Below are 15,888 nucleotides of genomic sequence, written 5' to 3'. Positions count from 1 at the left end.
GAGTATAAAAATGATTATAGCCATAGATGGACCTGCAGGGTCTGGCAAAAGCACAATTGCAAAATTTTTAGCCAAGGAACTTGGATATACTTACATAGACACGGGAGCTATGTACAGAGCTGCTGCATTAAAACTTTTAAGATTAAACATCAATCTTGAAAATGAAGAAGAAATAATGAATGTTTTAGAAAATACTCAGATATTATTAAAAGACTCTAAAGTCTTTTTAGATGGTGAAGATGTTTCTGATATTATCAGAACAGAAGAGATTGGAAATATTGCATCAATCGTTGCAAGATATCCAAAAGTTAGAAAATGGATGGTTAGCAAACAAAGGGAGCTTGGAGAAATAGCAAAGAACGTTGTTATAGAAGGAAGAGATGCGGGGTCAAGGATCTTTCCCGATGCAGACTTAAAAATATTCATGACAGCATCACCGGAAACTAGAGCACAAAGAAGAGTTCAGCAGTTAAAAGAAAAAGGTTTTATGGTAGATTATAATCATATATTACAAAAAATAATAGAAAGAGATAAATTAGATTATGAGAGGAAAGAATCACCACTTAGACCAACAGAAGATTACATCATCATCGATACAACTGACAAATCCATAGAAGAGGTGATTAATTACGTAAAGAGTTTAATAAACAAATGAGTATAATAGCACTGCTTACAGATTTTAGCTTAAAAGACGGATTTGTTGGCTCAATGAAAGGAGTTATTTTGTCTATAAATCCAGAGGTTAAAATTGTTGATATATCCCACGAGATAGAGTCATTTAACATAATAGAATGTAGTATAGTTTTAAATGCAACTTACAGATATTTTCCTAAAGGTACAATTTTTGTGTCTGTGGTTGACCCCGGAGTTGGAACAGAAAGAAAGCCTATAATTGTAAAAACAAAAGATTACTTTTTTGTATGCCCAGACAATGGCCTGCTTACACTTGTTTTGAAAAAAGAAAGAATAGAAAAGATGGTAGAAATCAAAAATAAAGAATTTTTCTTAGAATCAGACACTAACACATTTCATGGTAGAGATATATTTGCTCCTGTGGCTGCTTTTTTAAGCAAAGGGATTAAGCCGGAAAAATTCGGTGATGAGATTAAGAATATAAAAACTAATGATATATTTGAGCCAAAAGTATTTGATGGTCGTATAATCGGAAAAATAATAAAGTTTGATAAATTCGGAAACGCTATCACAAATATTGAAAAACTGCCAGAAAGATTTGAAATTATATACAAAGACTATAGAATAACAAAGGTATGTAGAAACTTTTTAGAAGGAGAAAAAGGCAAGCCAAACCTAATCAAAGGAAGTTTTGGATTTTATGAGCTTTTCCTTCCAATGGACAGCTTTAAAGTTAAATTTAATGCAAGACTATTTGAAGAGTTTGAAATCTTAAGCAAATAAATTATACTCGTACCTTTTGCTTTTTTAACTTAATTTTAACAAATTCTTAATAGAAATTTAAAATTCTTGATATAAAATTATCATACCTTAGATGAGAAATTAGCAGTTTTTATAAAATTTAAAAAGAAGATCTATCGGACTTATGTCCTCAGGATGTCCTCAGGATGACAGCTAAAGATTGATTGATAAGCATTTTTTGTCATTCTGAGCGAAGCGAAGAATCTCATACTTTTATTGAACTTCTTACCTGGTTCAAGTTATCACATCAAAAAGAGTATTGGAGGGAATTAGATGGCAATTGACGAATTTGATAACCTACAAAAAGAGTTAGAGTCTATAAAAAAAGATATGCAAAAATTATTAGAGAAAAAGAAAAATCAAGAAAAAGACAGCAGGATGTCCATTTCACTGATAAAGACAAACAGATATTGATAGAATCTTTCGTTATCGGTGCTTTGATAGAAAACGTAATTACAAAGACAATCTCAAGATTAATATGATTGACCTAAAATTTGAAAAAATAAAAAAGTTCATTTCAGAGACATCTAAAGAAACTTCGATTTACATAGGTTCAGATTCAAAACAATATAGAGATTCAACAATCTTTGTGACGGCGGTTGTAATTCACATAGATTCTTGCAGAGGAGCAAAAATCTTTTATAGTTTAAAAAAAGAAAGAAAAATAAATTCTTTAAGAGAAAGGCTGATGAAAGAAGTTGACCTATCTGTATATACTGCTTTAAATTTACTTGACTGTATTGATGGTAGAAAATTAGAAATACATTTAGACTTAAATCCAAACGAAAATCATAAATCAAATATTGTAGTAAGAGATGCAATTGGATATGTCTTATCTCAAGGTTTAAAACCTGTTTTAAAACCTAACTCTATCGCAGCATTTTCAGTTGCTGACTACCTTTTAAAACATCTTTAAAGTTCAGATAAAACGTCAAGTATATATTTTAAATTTCCTTTTACTTTTACCTTTCCAGACATCAGATATCTAATTATGTTCGCTTTATTTTCTAAAGACTTTATCAACTGCTTGTATGAGATTGTTATATGATTCTTAATATCAGATTCTTTGTGCTTTAAATGTTTTAAAATCTTGACCCCATGTTTATTAATCTCAACATCTACTTTTGCATCATTACTTAAAACAACGGTTAAGAGAATAGGCTCGCTTACGTTATTCAGCTTATGTTTATGTTCGTTATTTATTTTTTCAACAAGCTCTTCTAAATGTTTTATCTCTTGATCAATCATATCTCTGTTTTAATTTGAACTATTTTTTCTTTTCCGGCTGTTAATCTTTGAATTAATCTTTCTAATTCTTCTTCTGCTGACTCTTCGGATAAAAAAATTCCAAGTATAGCAGGATTTAGAGGCTGGGGAAGATATGCGATTATCTCAAAGACTATTTGACGTTTTCCTTCTATTTCCATCTTTTCTTCTTCAATGGCAAACCCTATTATACTATCAAGCTTTAAATATCTTCCGCTTCTTGTTTTAATAAAAGTCATAACTCCCCCCAAGTATAAAACACAATCCTGTTAAACAAAAATGCTACTATACATTAAAAATTTACTAAAAAATTAACTATATGTCGCGTGAAAAATTCAATAAAAGTAGGAGATTCTTCGCCGGCTGCAGAATGACAAATAAGGTCACCCTTTCTCTTATGTTTATCATTCAGTCTTTCTCTGTCATCCTGAGGACTTTAGTCCGAAGAATCTACTTCTCACTTATTGCTGATTCTCTTCTTTCTTCTCTGATGTAGTTTGTACTTGATCTTCTTTTATTGCTTTTTTTACACCTTCAACTGCACCTGTTGCCGCAGATGTAACAACTTTTACGGCTTTTTCTGCAATTTCCATAGCAGTTTTAGCCACTTCTGATGCTGTATCTGTAACTTTTTTTACAACTTCAAGAGGAAGCTTAGTAATATCTTTTTCCTCAGACATACCAATTTTTTTTCTTAACTCTTCTAACTCAGCTTTGATTTTCTCAAGTTCTTGTTGTAAATTTTTCTCTTCCATAATAATTACCTCCTAAGATTATTTTTCTTTAAATATAGGCTTGATAGCATTTATTCCCATTAATACCGAAGCTCCATTGTTAATAATTGTTGACATAACAGGATTAAACACACCTGTAAGGGAACCAATTAATCCAATTGTATTTACAACTTTATTAATCTTGAAGTTTTGTTTAATATTATTCAATGCATCATCAGAAATTTTGAAAGCATCAATTAACTGATGCATGCTCTCACCAATCACAACGTCGGCTACTTCTATAGAAATATCAGCACCGCTTCTAATTGATATTCCAACATCTGCAACGGATAAAGCCGGAGAGTCATTTACTCCATCACCAACAAACGCAACCTTTCTACCTTCAGCTTTAAGTTTCTTAATTATTTTTGCCTTTTCGTCCGGAAAAGCACGACCGTAGTATTTCTTGATTCCTACCGCCTGAGCTATCTTCTTGACAGCATCCTCATTATCACCACTACATAATATTACTTCTCTTCCCATACTTTGCAATATTTTTACAACTTCTTTACTTTCCGGCTTTAACGGGTCTGATATTCCAAATAAAGCAACAATTTTTCCTTCTTTAACTAAATAAAGTACCGATTCACCTTTATCATGTAATTGATCTACGATTTCTTTAATTTTTTTGCTAACTCTTATATGTTTTTTCTCAAGAAGTTTAGAACTACCAAGCATTAAGTGAGTATCATTAACCTCACCTTCTACACCAAGTCCTATATGATAGTCCGAATTTTTTCTTGGGAGTATATCAATGCCTCTTTTAATAGCAGTTGCAACAATTGAACGAGCTACAGGATGGACAATACGCTGTTCTAATGACGCTGCAAGCTGCAGAGCCTCTTTTTCAGAAATTCCAAAGGTTACAATCTCGGTTAATTCTGGATGTCCTACTGTTAAAGTTCCTGTCTTGTCAAAAACCACAGTATCAACTTGATTTAAAATTTCTAAATGTCTTCCGGATTTAATCAATATTCCTTTTTTAGCCGCTAAGGATAGATGGGATAAAATTGATAAAGGTGTTGATACATGAATTCCTGTATGATAGTCGATAATTAGCGTAGATGTAACTCTGTTTATATCTCCTGTTAAAGCGTATGCTAAACCCGCCAAGCCAAAGGTTGGAATGACAAATTTATTAGCCTCTTCTTCTGCTTTTAACTGTGCTTCGATTGGTTGGTTTGCAGCTTCTTCAATAATTTTTACAATCTTAGCTAACGCTGTTTCATCCCCAACCTTTTCAGCCTTTATATAAAGCTTTCCATCTTCTACAAATGTACCTGCATACACAGGATCCCCAACCTTTTTATGAACCGGATTTGATTCTCCCGTTAATGATGCTTGGTTTACAAGAGCATCACCGTTAATAACTACTCCGTCAACAGTTATTTTTTGACCATCGTAAACTACGATTATATCACCCGGCCTTATCTCATTTACATCTTTTTCAACCACTGTATTTTCATCAACAACTACAAATGCTTTATCGCTTTTATAATTTAAAAGCTTTTCAATCTCTACATGAGCTCTTTGCTCTGTTTTTTCCTGAATTACATCACCAAGTGATAAAAGCCATGTCATAAGCAAAGACGAGAAATGGTTTCCATTGATAATGGATAATGCTATTGCTGAAGAATCAAGAGAATAAACATCAATCTTGCCTTTTTTGAGAGAGTTAAAACCTTTGTAAAATACCGGTAGTGCAAGACCAAAAGCTATACCCGATAAAACTCCGCCCGGCAACAACCCTCTTGCCATAAATGGTATAAAAGAGAGTGTATTTAAGAAAAACCATTTTTTTGGAGAGATTATATCTTCTTTTTCTTCTGCATGTGTTTTCTCAAATCCATTTGATGAAAGAAGAGAGAGTATTAACTCTCTATCCCCGTTTTCAAAAATAGAATAAAAATTAGCTAAATCAAATGAGGCAGGGTCATAGTAGATAGTCAGCAATCCTGCCTCTTTTTTTGCAATAACCTTATTAACACCTTTTAGACTGCCAAAATAATTAATAAAAGCTTGATTTGATACTGTTAAATATCTAAATAATTCGCTGTAAATCTTTATTTTTCCAATTCTTAACTCTTTTACTTTATAGGGGATAGCCATTTTTATCCTTCAACTTGTTCTTTTGCTTCTACTGGTGGTAATTTTTTTAATTCTAAAGCTTTAACTGCTGCTTCGATCTCTCTTTGCATTTTTTTCAATTTTTCTTTGCTCTTCTACTTTATTAACTATATATAGTCCTAAAACTCCAATTCCAACGCCGAGAGCAAATGAGAATGGATTAGAGCAAAAAACCCTTCCTGCAATTCCAAGTATATTCATACCTTCTACCTCCTTTTATAAAGATGATTTTAATTTTTCTAAAATTTCTTGTTGTTTTTGAAGAATTTCTAACTTTCTTTCAATTTCAAGTTTGTACTCATGCTTTGCTTCAGCTATCACATCTTCCCAAAATTCCTTTGATTCTTCTATATTAGAATTTAACCACTGTTGGAAAGATATAGCTTCTTTTGTAGCACTTACCAAAAACGGCTTAGAATTTCTTAAAAGTTGATTTAAAATTACGATTGCACCAACTGCACCAATACCGTAAAGTAAGCTGGTTGTTGAAATACAGCCGCCAATAGTTGCAGGAATTCTTAAACCTAACAAATTCATAATACAACCTCCTATAATTTATTTTTAACGAATGGGCTCACACCTAAACTGCATATTGTAAAAATGATAAAACCTCTTTTAGGTCCAAGCATTAACATATTCCAAAATGCTTTTGTAATGTTGTTTTTTATCAAAGGATTGATATAAAAAAATATATCTTCTTTGTCTAAGTTGTAATCTATTTTCATGCTTCTAATTGAAGGCATGATAAAGTTCTTTAAAAAATAATCAAATTGTGAATCTGCTTCAAATTTAATAGTTAGTGAATTAGCCGTTTCTTTAATATCTTCAATGCCTTTTAAACCATCAATATTTTTCACAAAGTTTCTTTTTTCAAGCTGATTTTCAAACCTAAATCTAACTCTTCCGGGTATATAAGATTCAACCTTCATTGCTGTTTCTTTTCATAGAAATGTATTTTATAAATTCTATATTTTCCTTAAATTTATCCAAAATTTCTTGGATTTTAAGTACTTCTTTTAGATTTTTTGGGTCTTCTAACAGGTATGTTAAAAGAATTCTTTTGTTTCTATGTAATGTTTTTTCTGTTTGAAGCAAATACTTATTTAATAAGAAACCGTCTTTATTTCTTGAAAATGTTTGTTTAATAAGATTTCTGTAATCTTTTACTAAGTCTTTAAAATTCACCAAAAATTGTTTAACAACCTCTTTCTCTGGATTTAAATCTTTAATCATTTGTAATATAAGAATATTATCTTGAAGAGTCTTTAAAAACATTTCACTAATACTTTCTTCTAAATCTTCCATATCTTCTATACTGATATCACTGAAAATCTTATTTAGCTTATGGACTATTCCTTCCAAACTTTCGATACTTTCAATTTCATGAATCAAATATAAGGTTGCATATAGATTTTGAACCGACTGATGTCTAATCATTTCCATTTTACACACCTCTAAAGTTGATTTATTATACTTTTATTTTAGCGATTTTGTGTTAAGGAAATATTAAGACTTTGTTAAAATTTATTAAAAATACCTTTGGTGAGAAATTAGCAATTTTTATAGAATTTAAAGAGGGATCCTTCTGACTAAAGTCCTCAGGATGACAGCGAAAGGTTGATTGATAGGCATTAGACAAAGGTGATTTTATTTGTCATCGTATATTAAATATACTAAAAATTTTTTAAACTATAAGAGAATAAGTTTTATAATAATTATAGACATGGGAGAAAAAAGGAAGGACAGATCAAGTGTTTGTCATTGGTCTTTTAAGACCGCTGTAGAATGTTTTAGACTGTCCTTCCTCTACTTCCTAAAACCTGAATCAGAACATTAGGCTTTTAAGCCTGTATTTAACTACGATGATAGGTTATCAGGAAGTTTCTTTCATGTCAAGTATTTTATGAAAGGAGGTACTATTATGAACAGCTACAAAATTGTTATAGGAGTTGATGTATCTAAAAACTCATTCACTGCTACAGTTTTGTATGATAACAAGAAAGAAACTTTTGAAGTTAAATCTGACCCGGTTGAGTTTGAAATGAAAGTAAAGCCATTTTTGAAGAAGTTTAAAAAGTCAGATATGCTTATCATAATGGAGCATACGGGAGTTTACCATTTAAAGCTTGCTAATTATCTGTATGAAAATGGTTATAAAGTAGCAGTAGTAAATCCATTTTCAATAAAGAAATTTATGGAAGCTAAAATGACAAGAGTTAAAACAGATAAAGCTGATTCATTCTTTATAGCAGAGTATGGAAGAACGTTTTTCGATGGAGAGCTTTATAAACCAAAATCAGATGTAGAAAAAGAAATAGAAGTAAAACTAAAGATATTGGAAGACCTACAACAGCAGCTTACAATGCTAAGAAACAAAAGAGAATCGTTAACCTATGTACCAATGAAAAAATTGAAAGAGAATTTAGAATATTACGATGAGCTAATTAGAAAAATAGAAAAAAACATAAAAGAACTTGAGAAAGAGATAAAAGAATTGTCTAAGAAGAATTATCAAGAGGAATACAAACTTTTAAAAAGCATACCTGGTATAAGTGATAGGACTATAGGAATGATAATATCAGTATATGGAAATTTTGAAAGATTTAAGAGTGTAAAAGATATATCGAGTTTTATAGGAATCAGTCCGGGTATACATGAAAGTGGAACGAGTGTAAAGAAAAGTGGCTGGATAAAAAAGATGGGAAATCCATATGCAAGGAAAATATTATACATGGCAGCATTATCAGCAATAAGGTTTAACAAATACTGCAGAGAATTATACGAAAGATTAGTAAGTAAAGGTAAGGCTAAAAAATTAGCATTAGTGGCTGTAGCACATAAGTTATTAAGGCAAGCATATGGTGTATTAAAAAGCAAAAGACCATTTGATGAAAATTTTTGTACTTGACATTTAACATAGAACATCCTGAGGACGTAAGTCCGAAGGATCACATTTTTTGATTTTTTTGATTTGAAAAGAAAAACAGGAGATTCTTCGCTTCGCTCAGAATGACGATGTTGATTTTTGGAATAGTCTCCATGTGTTAAAATAATCATACTATCAAGAGTATAGGTTTAGAAAATGTTAGAAAATGAAATTATAAGCATCTTTGAAGAAAGTGCTAATTTAAAAAAAGAGTTTGTTTATGAATATGCAGAAGATATTGTTAATTTAGGAATACTGATAGGAAAAAGATTAAAGCTTGGAAATAAACTATTAATTTGTGGTAATGGTGGGTCTGCTGCGGATAGTCAGCATTTTGCTGCAGAAGTAGTTGGAAGATTCGAAAAGGAAAGAAAAGGTTTTTCTGCAATAGCATTGACAACAGATACTTCTGCGTTAACAGCTATAGGAAATGATTATGGATTTGATAAAGTCTTTTCAAGACAAGTTGAAGCTCTTGGTCAAAAAGGAGATATACTGATTGGAATTTCTACAAGCGGAAATTCTAAAAATGTGATAGAAGCTGTCAAAGTTGCAAAAGGTCTTGGAATTTTTACAGTTGGTTTGCTTGGTAAAGACGGTGGACAGCTAAAAGACTTGGTAGATAAAGCATTTATAGTAAGGTCTAACAACACAGCAAGGATACAGGAAGTTCATATTACTTTCATCCATGCAATTTGTAGAGTTTTAGATTTATACTTAACAGGTGAGATAGAAGAATAAATGAGAACAGATGAGTTTTTAAAAAAAGCAAGTAAAGAGATAGAAGAAACAGAAAAAAAAGATATAAATCCATTAGTTGGTATCGTAAAAGAAGAGAAAAAATCAATAAAATTTAAAATAATAGTTATTTTAGTTATACTTTCTTATATCGTTATTGGCTATCTATTTTATGATTATCTAAAAAATAGGAAGTCTGAGATTAAAATTGTTGAAGATTTCATTAATTCAGATGTGTTAATAAATGAACTTAATGAAAAGTTAAAAAATATAGACATAGCCATCAATAATGAGATAAAAACAGATGAAGAATTAATAAAAAGTATACAAGAACAAAGCTTAAATTTGCCACCAATAAATCAAGTAGTAAAGCAGCCAATAAATTTACCGCCGATAAATTTGCCTCAACCTCAAACACAGGAAGCTAAAAATTCAGTCCAAACACCGATTACAAGTAAATATGACTTTTTTAAAAATAAAGCAATCGAATACGAAAATGTTGGCAACTATAGATATGCTATTTTCTTTTATTTAAGAGCTTTTGCTGAAAATCAAAGTGATTATGAACTTAAATATAAAATAGCAACTCTTTATTATAAGCTTGGACAAATACCACTTGCTATCCAATCTGCAAAAGATGCTCTTTTAATCAAGGAAGATTACATGCCTGCCATAGAATTTTTGATTTCTTTATATAATAGTGGTTATGAGATTGATGGATTAGAGAATATTTTAAAAAAAGCTTTAGAAAAATATCCAAATGATAGAAATATAATCTTAGCCCTTGCAAAAATTTATCAAAAGAATAACAATACTACTGAGTATCAAAAATTAATGGAGAAGTTGCAAAGTAGCAAATGAACTACATAGATGAATTATATTTAATCATTACAGATGAAAATTTAAAGATAAAAAGAATTAGTGAAAGTCTTTTAGAACTTCTTGGTTATGAACATTTTGACTTAATAGATGAAAATCTTAACAAATTTACAGATAGGAACATTAAAGAATTTTTAGACCAAAAAGAATTTGTAATATTTCTAAAAAGCAAAAGAGGAATTCAATTTAAAGGCTATTTTAAAACCACAGTCTTGTATGATTATTTCAACAATCCAAAAGGATATCTATTTCAATTTTTAGAAACAAAAGATGAAAAGATAGATGAAGATTTTATGGTCTTTAACACTCAAAACATAAAGATGAAAAAAATCTTAGAAAGAGCTTCTTTGGTAGCTCAATCAGATGTATCTGTTTTGATTTCTGGAGAAACAGGGACAGGAAAATCAAAACTTGCTAAATGGATCCATTTAAACAGCGTTAGAAGTAGGAATAATTTTGTATCGGTAAACTGTTCAGCCATTCCGGATACGCTTTTTGAGTCAGAATTTTTTGGCTATGAAAAAGGTGCGTTTACTGGAGCGGTTGGCTCTAAACCCGGTAAAGTTGAACTTGCAGACGGCGGAACATTATTTTTAGATGAAATTGGAGACCTTTCTTTAACTTCCCAAGCAAAATTATTAGTTTTTGTAGATACGAAAGAATTTGAAAGACTTGGTTCAAGCAAACCAAGAAAATCTGACGTAAGAATAATCTCAGCTACAAACAAAGACTTGATTAAAGAAATTCAGAATAAAAATTTTAGAAGTGATTTATTTTATAGATTGTGCGTCGTTAGAATAGAAATTCCACCATTAAGGGAAAGAAAGGAAGATATTCCTTTGATAGTAAATAGCATTTTAGCTAAGAAAAACAAAAGAATTTCACAGCAAGCTATGGATGCTATAGTTTCAAAAGATTGGTATGGTAATGTCAGAGAGCTTAGAGCTTTCTTAGAAGCAGTTAGCATTTTTACAGCTAATAAAGAAATTATAGACGTGGAAGATCTGAACTCTGAATTTGTTTATTTTTCAGAAGAAGGAGATGTAGAAATTTCAGAAGAAGTTCTTTTTAATGAAGAAAAAAGAATAATAGAAGCATTGAAGAAATCAAAAGGAAACAAAAGTAAAGCTGCTAAGCTTCTTGGAATTAGCCCTGCTACGTTGTGGAGAAAAATAAAGCAGTATAAGATTGAAGTATAGAAGCTTTAATTATAAAAATTATACCTTGAGTGAGAAATTAGCAATTTTTATAGAATTTAAAAAGGAGATCCTTCGGACTTACGTCCTCAGGATGACAGGAAAAGGTTGATTGATAAGAGAGAAAGGGTGACCTTGTTTGTCATTCTGCAGCCAGCGAAGAATCCCTTACTTTTACTGAATTTCTCACCCGACGTATTATTATAAATATAAAATCTTATTCATCTATAGTTTAAAAAAATTTTTTGGTATATTTAATATACGATGACGGAAAGGTCAAGCCTACAAGAATTTTTGAAGCAGCCTTTCGCCTTTATTCGTTTCTGCTTTATCCAAAATGATATAATATTTTTTTAACATTTCTTAATAAATCAAGGAGAGTTTGATGAAGAAAAGAGTTGTTTTAGCTTATTCTGGTGGGCTTGATACGTCTGTTATCGTTAGATGGCTTACTGATAGAGGTTTTGAAGTAATAACCTATACAGCTGACGTTGGTCAAGGAGAAGAGCTTTCTGAGATTGAAGAAAAAGCCAAAAGAGCCGGAGCTGTAAAAGCTATAATTGATGATATAAATGAAGAGTTTGCAAGAGATTACTGTATGCCACTTATGAGGGCCGGAGCTTTGTATGAAGGAAAGTATCCGTTAATCTCTTCTTTATCAAGACCATTGATTGCAAAAAAATTAGTAGAAGTTGCACATAAAGAAAATGCCCATTATGTAGCTCACGGTTCAACGGGAAAAGGAAACGACCAAGTAAGATTTGAAGCATCTGTTTGGGCATTAGACCCGGATATTGAAGTCCTTGCACCGGTTAGAGAATGGGAATTTAAATCAAGAGAAGAGGAGATAGACTATGCTCTAAAACACAATATACCGGTTAAAGCAACAAAAGAAAAACCTTACTCTTATGATAGAAACCTTTGGGGTGTTGCAATAGAAGCAGGATCACTCGAAGACCCATGGACTGAGCCACCGGAGGATGCTTTTGAGATTACAGTTTCTCCAGAAAAAGCACCGGATACACCAGAGTATATAGAAATAGAATTTAAAGAAGGAACGCCTGTGAAACTCAATGGCAAAGAGTATGACCAACTTTGGAAGCTAATTTGGGATTTAAATGAGATTGCAGGTAAACACGGTGTTGGAAGAATTGACATGATTGAAAACAGGCTTGTTGGAATTAAAACAAGAGAAGTTTATGAATCACCGGCCGGACTAATTTTAATTTCAGCTTACGATGAGATAGAAAGCATCGTTTTAGATAGATTTACCTATCACTATAAGAAAGACCATGTATCACATCCTTATGCTGAGCTTGTTTACGAAGGTTTATGGTTTTCAAAACTAAGAGAGTCTTTAGATGCATTTAACAATGAAATCGCAAAAATAGTAAACGGTACAGTGAGAATAAAATTATACAAAGGTTCATTTAAAATTGTTGGAAGAAAGTCTCCAAACTCACTTTACAGCGAAGATTTAGCAACTTACAGTCCAAAAGATGCATTTGACCATAAGGCGGGTGGAGCATTTACAAAGGTTTGGGCTTTACCATTAAAAGTGTTTGCAAGAGCAAACAAGAGGTAAAATATGCTAAAAGAGTATAACCACCAAGAAATAGAAAATAAATGGGCTGATATATACAAAAATTCTGAATATTTTAAAGCACAAACAGGCAAAAAACCTTATTTTTCTGTTGTGATGCCTCCGCCAAACGTAACCGGAAGCCTCCACATAGGACATGCCTTGAACGTGACTTTACAAGATATAATGGTCAGATACAAAAGAATGCAAGGATACAATGTTTTATGGCTTCCGGGATTTGACCATGCCGGCATTGCAACTCAATGGGTGGTAGTAAGGGAGCTTCAAAAAGAAGGAATAAGTAGATTTGACCTTGGAAGAGAAAGATTTATAGAAAAAGTCTGGCAGTGGGTTCCAAAATCAAGAGATAGTATAAAAAATCAGCTTATAAGAATAGGTGCATCTTGTGATTGGTCAAGACAAAGATTTACCTTAGATGAAGGATTTTCAAGAGCGGTTAGATATGCATTTGTAAATCTTTATAAAGAAGGTTTAATCTTTAAAGCACCTTACATAGTAAATTGGGATCCAAAAGAGAAAACAGCAATATCAGACTTAGAAGTTGAGTACCAGGAGCATAAAGGCAAAATCTGGCATATTAAATATCCACTGGAAGATGGTTCTGGTTATATTGTAGTCGCAACAACAAGACCGGAGACAATGCTTGGAGATACAGCTGTAGCGGTCAATCCAAACGATGAAAGATATAAAGATTTAATAGGTAAAAGAGTAAGGTTACCACTTGCACCTGAAAAAAGAATAGATATAAATGGTAATGAAGTCTCTAATCTAATTCCAATAATTGCTGATGAGTATGTAGACCCAGCCTTTGGTTCCGGAGCTGTAAAAATCACTCCTGCCCATGACCCAAATGACTTTGAAGTCGGAAAAAGACATAACCTTCCAATGGTCATTGTTATGGATGAATCTGCACACATCAATGAAAACGGCGGAGAGTTTAAAGGTTTATACAGATACGAAGCACGTCAAAAAATTGTAGAAAAGTTAAAAGAACTTGGACTGTTAGAAAAAGAAGAAGATCATATTCATAATGTAGGACATTCTCAAAGGTCTAAGGAAATAGTAGAGCCATACCTTTCAAATCAATGGTTTGTAGATACTAAAAAACTTGCAGATAAGGCTATTAAAGTTGTAGAAGATGGTCAGATAAAATTTATTCCGGAAGGATGGGTAAAAACTTATCTAAACTGGATGTATAACATAAGGGAATGGTGTATATCTCGCCAAATCTGGTGGGGACACAGAATACCAATCTGGTATTGCAAAGACTGTAATCATACAAACCCATTTAACGATGACAGCTATACTTCTTTAGAAGAAAAAATAATATTTAATCTTTATGCAGATGGAAAAATCGGACAAATTTTCTGCGTAGATGATGTTTTAAACATACTAAAAGACAAAAACTTTACACATCCGGAAAAAACAAATTTAGAATTTTATGAAAAAATAGTATTTGGAGAAAAAACAAGTCAGTTTGAAAGTAAAGATAGTTTAATTAAGTTATTGGAAAATTCAAATAAGTTTGAAAAAGTGTACAACGAAAGATATAAAATCAAGCTAAAATGTGAAAAATGCGGGTCTGAAAATCTTCATCAAGAAGAGGATGTGCTGGATACTTGGTTTTCTTCTGCATTATGGCCATTTGGTACCCTTGGCTGGCCATCAAGAAAAGATGATTTAGAAACATTCTATCCAACATCCCTTTTAGTGACAGGATTTGACATCATATTCTTCTGGGTTGCAAGAATGATAATGATGGGTACTAAGTTTACAAACGATGTTCCATTTAAAGATGTTTACATTCATGCACTTGTTAGAGATGAAAAAGGCGAAAAAATGTCTAAAACAAAGGGTAATGTGATAGACCCGCTTGAAATGGCTGAAAAATACGGTTCAGACGCTTTAAGATTTACCTTAGCATCATTGGCTGCACAAGGTAGAGATATAAGACTTTCTGAAAAGAGAATAGAAGGATATAAGCATTTCTCAAACAAAATCTGGAACGCATCTAAGTTTGTTTTAATTAACAGTGAAGATTACGACGGAAAGACAAATTTAGAAAGTTTAAGCTTGTCAATAGAAGACTACTGGATTTTAACAAAATTAAACAAAACTATCGAAAGCTCTACAAAAGAGCTTGAGAATTATAGATACAATGAGTATGCAAATATTCTTTACGACTTTTTCTGGCACGACTACTGCGACTGGTATATTGAACTTTCAAAAGAAAGAATTTATAAAGGTAGCTCAGAAGAGAAAAAAACAGCTTTAACAGTTTTAAACTTTGTATTAAGAGAATCTTTAAAACTTCTTCATCCTATAATGCCATACATAACAGAGGAAATATACAGCTACTTAAAAAATAAAGACTCCGAAGTTTTAGCAGTAGCACCATATCCAAAAGTTTTAGAGAGTTTTAAAAATGAAGAAAATTATCAATTCATCGAAGACTTAAAAAATCTTATATCTTCTGTGAGAAATGTTAGAAGCGACTTTTCAATAGAGTCAACCAGAAAATTAAACATCAAAATAAAAGCAAAAGATTTATCAGTAAAAGAAAAACTAAAATGGCTACAAAATCAGATAAAAACACTTATTAAAGCTGAAAGCTTAGAAGTTAGTACTGATATAGAAAAAACATCTACAGAAATAGCTGTTGTAAGCGACCTGGGGGAAGTCTTTGTAGACCTTCAAGGTATCGTTGACATAGAAAAAGAGATAGAAAGGCAGAAAAAAGCTTTAGCTGACATTGAAAAGTCTATAAAAATAGCAGAAGGTAAGCTGTCTAATGAAAATTTTGTAAACAAAGCACCGTCGCAAGTTGTAGAAAAAGAAAGACAGTTATATCAAGAATTGAAAGAAAAAAGAGAAAAGATTTTAAATCTTATAAAAATGCTTGAAAGTAGTAGGGTTTAAAAAGTCTTGAAAAATTTTTTAAATTGA

At 31.6% G+C, this 15,888-nt stretch carries 18 protein-coding genes; 10 read left to right on the top strand and 8 right to left on the bottom strand.

The window, feature by feature from the left end; translation table 11 throughout:
- Positions 1-10 precede the first annotated feature (10 nt).
- The 4 genes from cmk to SYO3AOP1_RS06940 all read left to right on the top strand — a co-directional run bounded on the left by cmk (position 11) and on the right by SYO3AOP1_RS06940 (position 2,350).
- Positions 11-655: a (d)CMP kinase gene (gene cmk, locus SYO3AOP1_RS06950; protein ID WP_012460018.1), complete on the top strand. Its 645-nt coding sequence runs from the start codon at positions 11-13 to the stop codon at positions 653-655.
- Positions 652-1,416 carry an S-adenosyl-l-methionine hydroxide adenosyltransferase family protein gene (locus SYO3AOP1_RS06945; RefSeq protein WP_012460017.1) on the top strand — a complete coding sequence of 255 codons (765 nt, stop codon included), beginning with the start codon at positions 652-654 and terminating at the stop codon, positions 1,414-1,416. Before cmk ends, SYO3AOP1_RS06945 begins: the two co-directional genes overlap by 4 nt.
- A gap of 291 nt (positions 1,417-1,707) precedes the next feature.
- Entirely contained in the window at positions 1,708-1,848 is a 141-nt protein-coding gene (locus SYO3AOP1_RS09370) for a hypothetical protein (protein ID WP_012460016.1), read from the top strand.
- Between the two features lie 64 nt (positions 1,849-1,912).
- A complete protein-coding gene (locus SYO3AOP1_RS06940; RefSeq protein ID WP_012460015.1) occupies positions 1,913-2,350 on the top strand; it encodes a ribonuclease H-like YkuK family protein in 438 nt (145 codons plus the stop codon).
- Here SYO3AOP1_RS06940 and SYO3AOP1_RS06935 read toward each other — a convergent pair.
- The 8 genes from SYO3AOP1_RS06935 to SYO3AOP1_RS06905 form a co-directional block, all read right to left on the bottom strand.
- Positions 2,347-2,682, bottom strand: a complete 336-nt coding sequence (locus tag SYO3AOP1_RS06935; protein ID WP_012460014.1) for an SCP2 sterol-binding domain-containing protein — start codon at positions 2,680-2,682, stop codon at positions 2,347-2,349. The genes SYO3AOP1_RS06940 and SYO3AOP1_RS06935 overlap by 4 nt on opposite strands.
- Positions 2,679-2,939 (bottom strand): hypothetical protein, encoded by a 261-nt coding sequence (locus SYO3AOP1_RS06930; protein ID WP_012460013.1) that lies wholly within the window; start codon positions 2,937-2,939, stop codon positions 2,679-2,681. Before SYO3AOP1_RS06930 ends, SYO3AOP1_RS06935 begins: the two co-directional genes overlap by 4 nt.
- A 222-nt stretch (positions 2,940-3,161) precedes the next feature.
- On the bottom strand, positions 3,162-3,455 hold the full coding sequence (locus tag SYO3AOP1_RS06925) for a hypothetical protein (protein WP_012460012.1): 294 nt from the start codon (positions 3,453-3,455) through the stop codon (positions 3,162-3,164).
- Positions 3,456-3,473: 18 nt separating this feature from the next.
- Positions 3,474-5,582: a heavy metal translocating P-type ATPase gene (locus SYO3AOP1_RS06920; RefSeq protein WP_012460011.1), complete on the bottom strand. Its 2,109-nt coding sequence runs from the start codon at positions 5,580-5,582 to the stop codon at positions 3,474-3,476.
- 60 nt (positions 5,583-5,642) lie between these two features.
- On the bottom strand, positions 5,643-5,801 hold the full coding sequence (locus SYO3AOP1_RS09365) for a hypothetical protein (protein WP_012460010.1): 159 nt from the start codon (positions 5,799-5,801) through the stop codon (positions 5,643-5,645).
- A gap of 15 nt (positions 5,802-5,816) precedes the next feature.
- Complete coding sequence (locus SYO3AOP1_RS06915; protein ID WP_012460009.1) at positions 5,817-6,137, bottom strand: hypothetical protein; 321 nt, start codon at positions 6,135-6,137, stop codon at positions 5,817-5,819.
- Positions 6,138-6,148: 11 nt separating this feature from the next.
- A complete protein-coding gene (locus tag SYO3AOP1_RS06910; RefSeq protein WP_012460008.1) occupies positions 6,149-6,529 on the bottom strand; it encodes a hypothetical protein in 381 nt (126 codons plus the stop codon).
- Complete coding sequence (locus tag SYO3AOP1_RS06905; RefSeq protein ID WP_012460007.1) at positions 6,519-7,043, bottom strand: hypothetical protein; 525 nt, start codon at positions 7,041-7,043, stop codon at positions 6,519-6,521. The genes SYO3AOP1_RS06910 and SYO3AOP1_RS06905 overlap by 11 nt, the downstream gene beginning before the upstream one ends.
- Positions 7,044-7,521: 478 nt before the next feature.
- On the opposite strand from SYO3AOP1_RS06905, the gene SYO3AOP1_RS06900 reads away from it, so the two are divergent.
- From SYO3AOP1_RS06900 to SYO3AOP1_RS06875, 6 genes are all read left to right on the top strand, one after another.
- On the top strand, positions 7,522-8,508 hold the full coding sequence (locus SYO3AOP1_RS06900; RefSeq protein WP_012460006.1) for an IS110 family transposase: 987 nt from the start codon (positions 7,522-7,524) through the stop codon (positions 8,506-8,508).
- Between the two features lie 174 nt (positions 8,509-8,682).
- Entirely contained in the window at positions 8,683-9,267 is a 585-nt protein-coding gene (gene gmhA, locus SYO3AOP1_RS06895) for a D-sedoheptulose 7-phosphate isomerase (RefSeq protein ID WP_012460005.1), read from the top strand.
- Positions 9,268-10,125 carry a tetratricopeptide repeat protein gene (locus SYO3AOP1_RS06890; protein WP_012460004.1) on the top strand — a complete coding sequence of 286 codons (858 nt, stop codon included), beginning with the start codon at positions 9,268-9,270 and terminating at the stop codon, positions 10,123-10,125. It begins immediately after the preceding gene.
- Entirely contained in the window at positions 10,122-11,342 is a 1,221-nt protein-coding gene (locus SYO3AOP1_RS06885) for a sigma 54-interacting transcriptional regulator (protein WP_012460003.1), read from the top strand. Before SYO3AOP1_RS06890 ends, SYO3AOP1_RS06885 begins: the two co-directional genes overlap by 4 nt.
- Positions 11,343-11,724: 382 nt before the next feature.
- Positions 11,725-12,924, top strand: a complete 1,200-nt coding sequence (locus SYO3AOP1_RS06880; protein ID WP_012460002.1) for an argininosuccinate synthase — start codon at positions 11,725-11,727, stop codon at positions 12,922-12,924.
- Between the two features lie 3 nt (positions 12,925-12,927).
- Positions 12,928-15,861, top strand: a complete 2,934-nt coding sequence (locus SYO3AOP1_RS06875) for a valine--tRNA ligase (protein ID WP_012460001.1) — start codon at positions 12,928-12,930, stop codon at positions 15,859-15,861.
- Positions 15,862-15,888 lie beyond the last annotated feature (27 nt).

The organism is Sulfurihydrogenibium sp. YO3AOP1 (assembly GCF_000020325.1).
Classification (GTDB): domain Bacteria; phylum Aquificota; class Aquificia; order Aquificales; family Hydrogenothermaceae; genus Sulfurihydrogenibium.
Note: the sequence above shows the minus strand (reverse complement) of the source record. Positions and strands in the feature narration are given on the sequence as shown.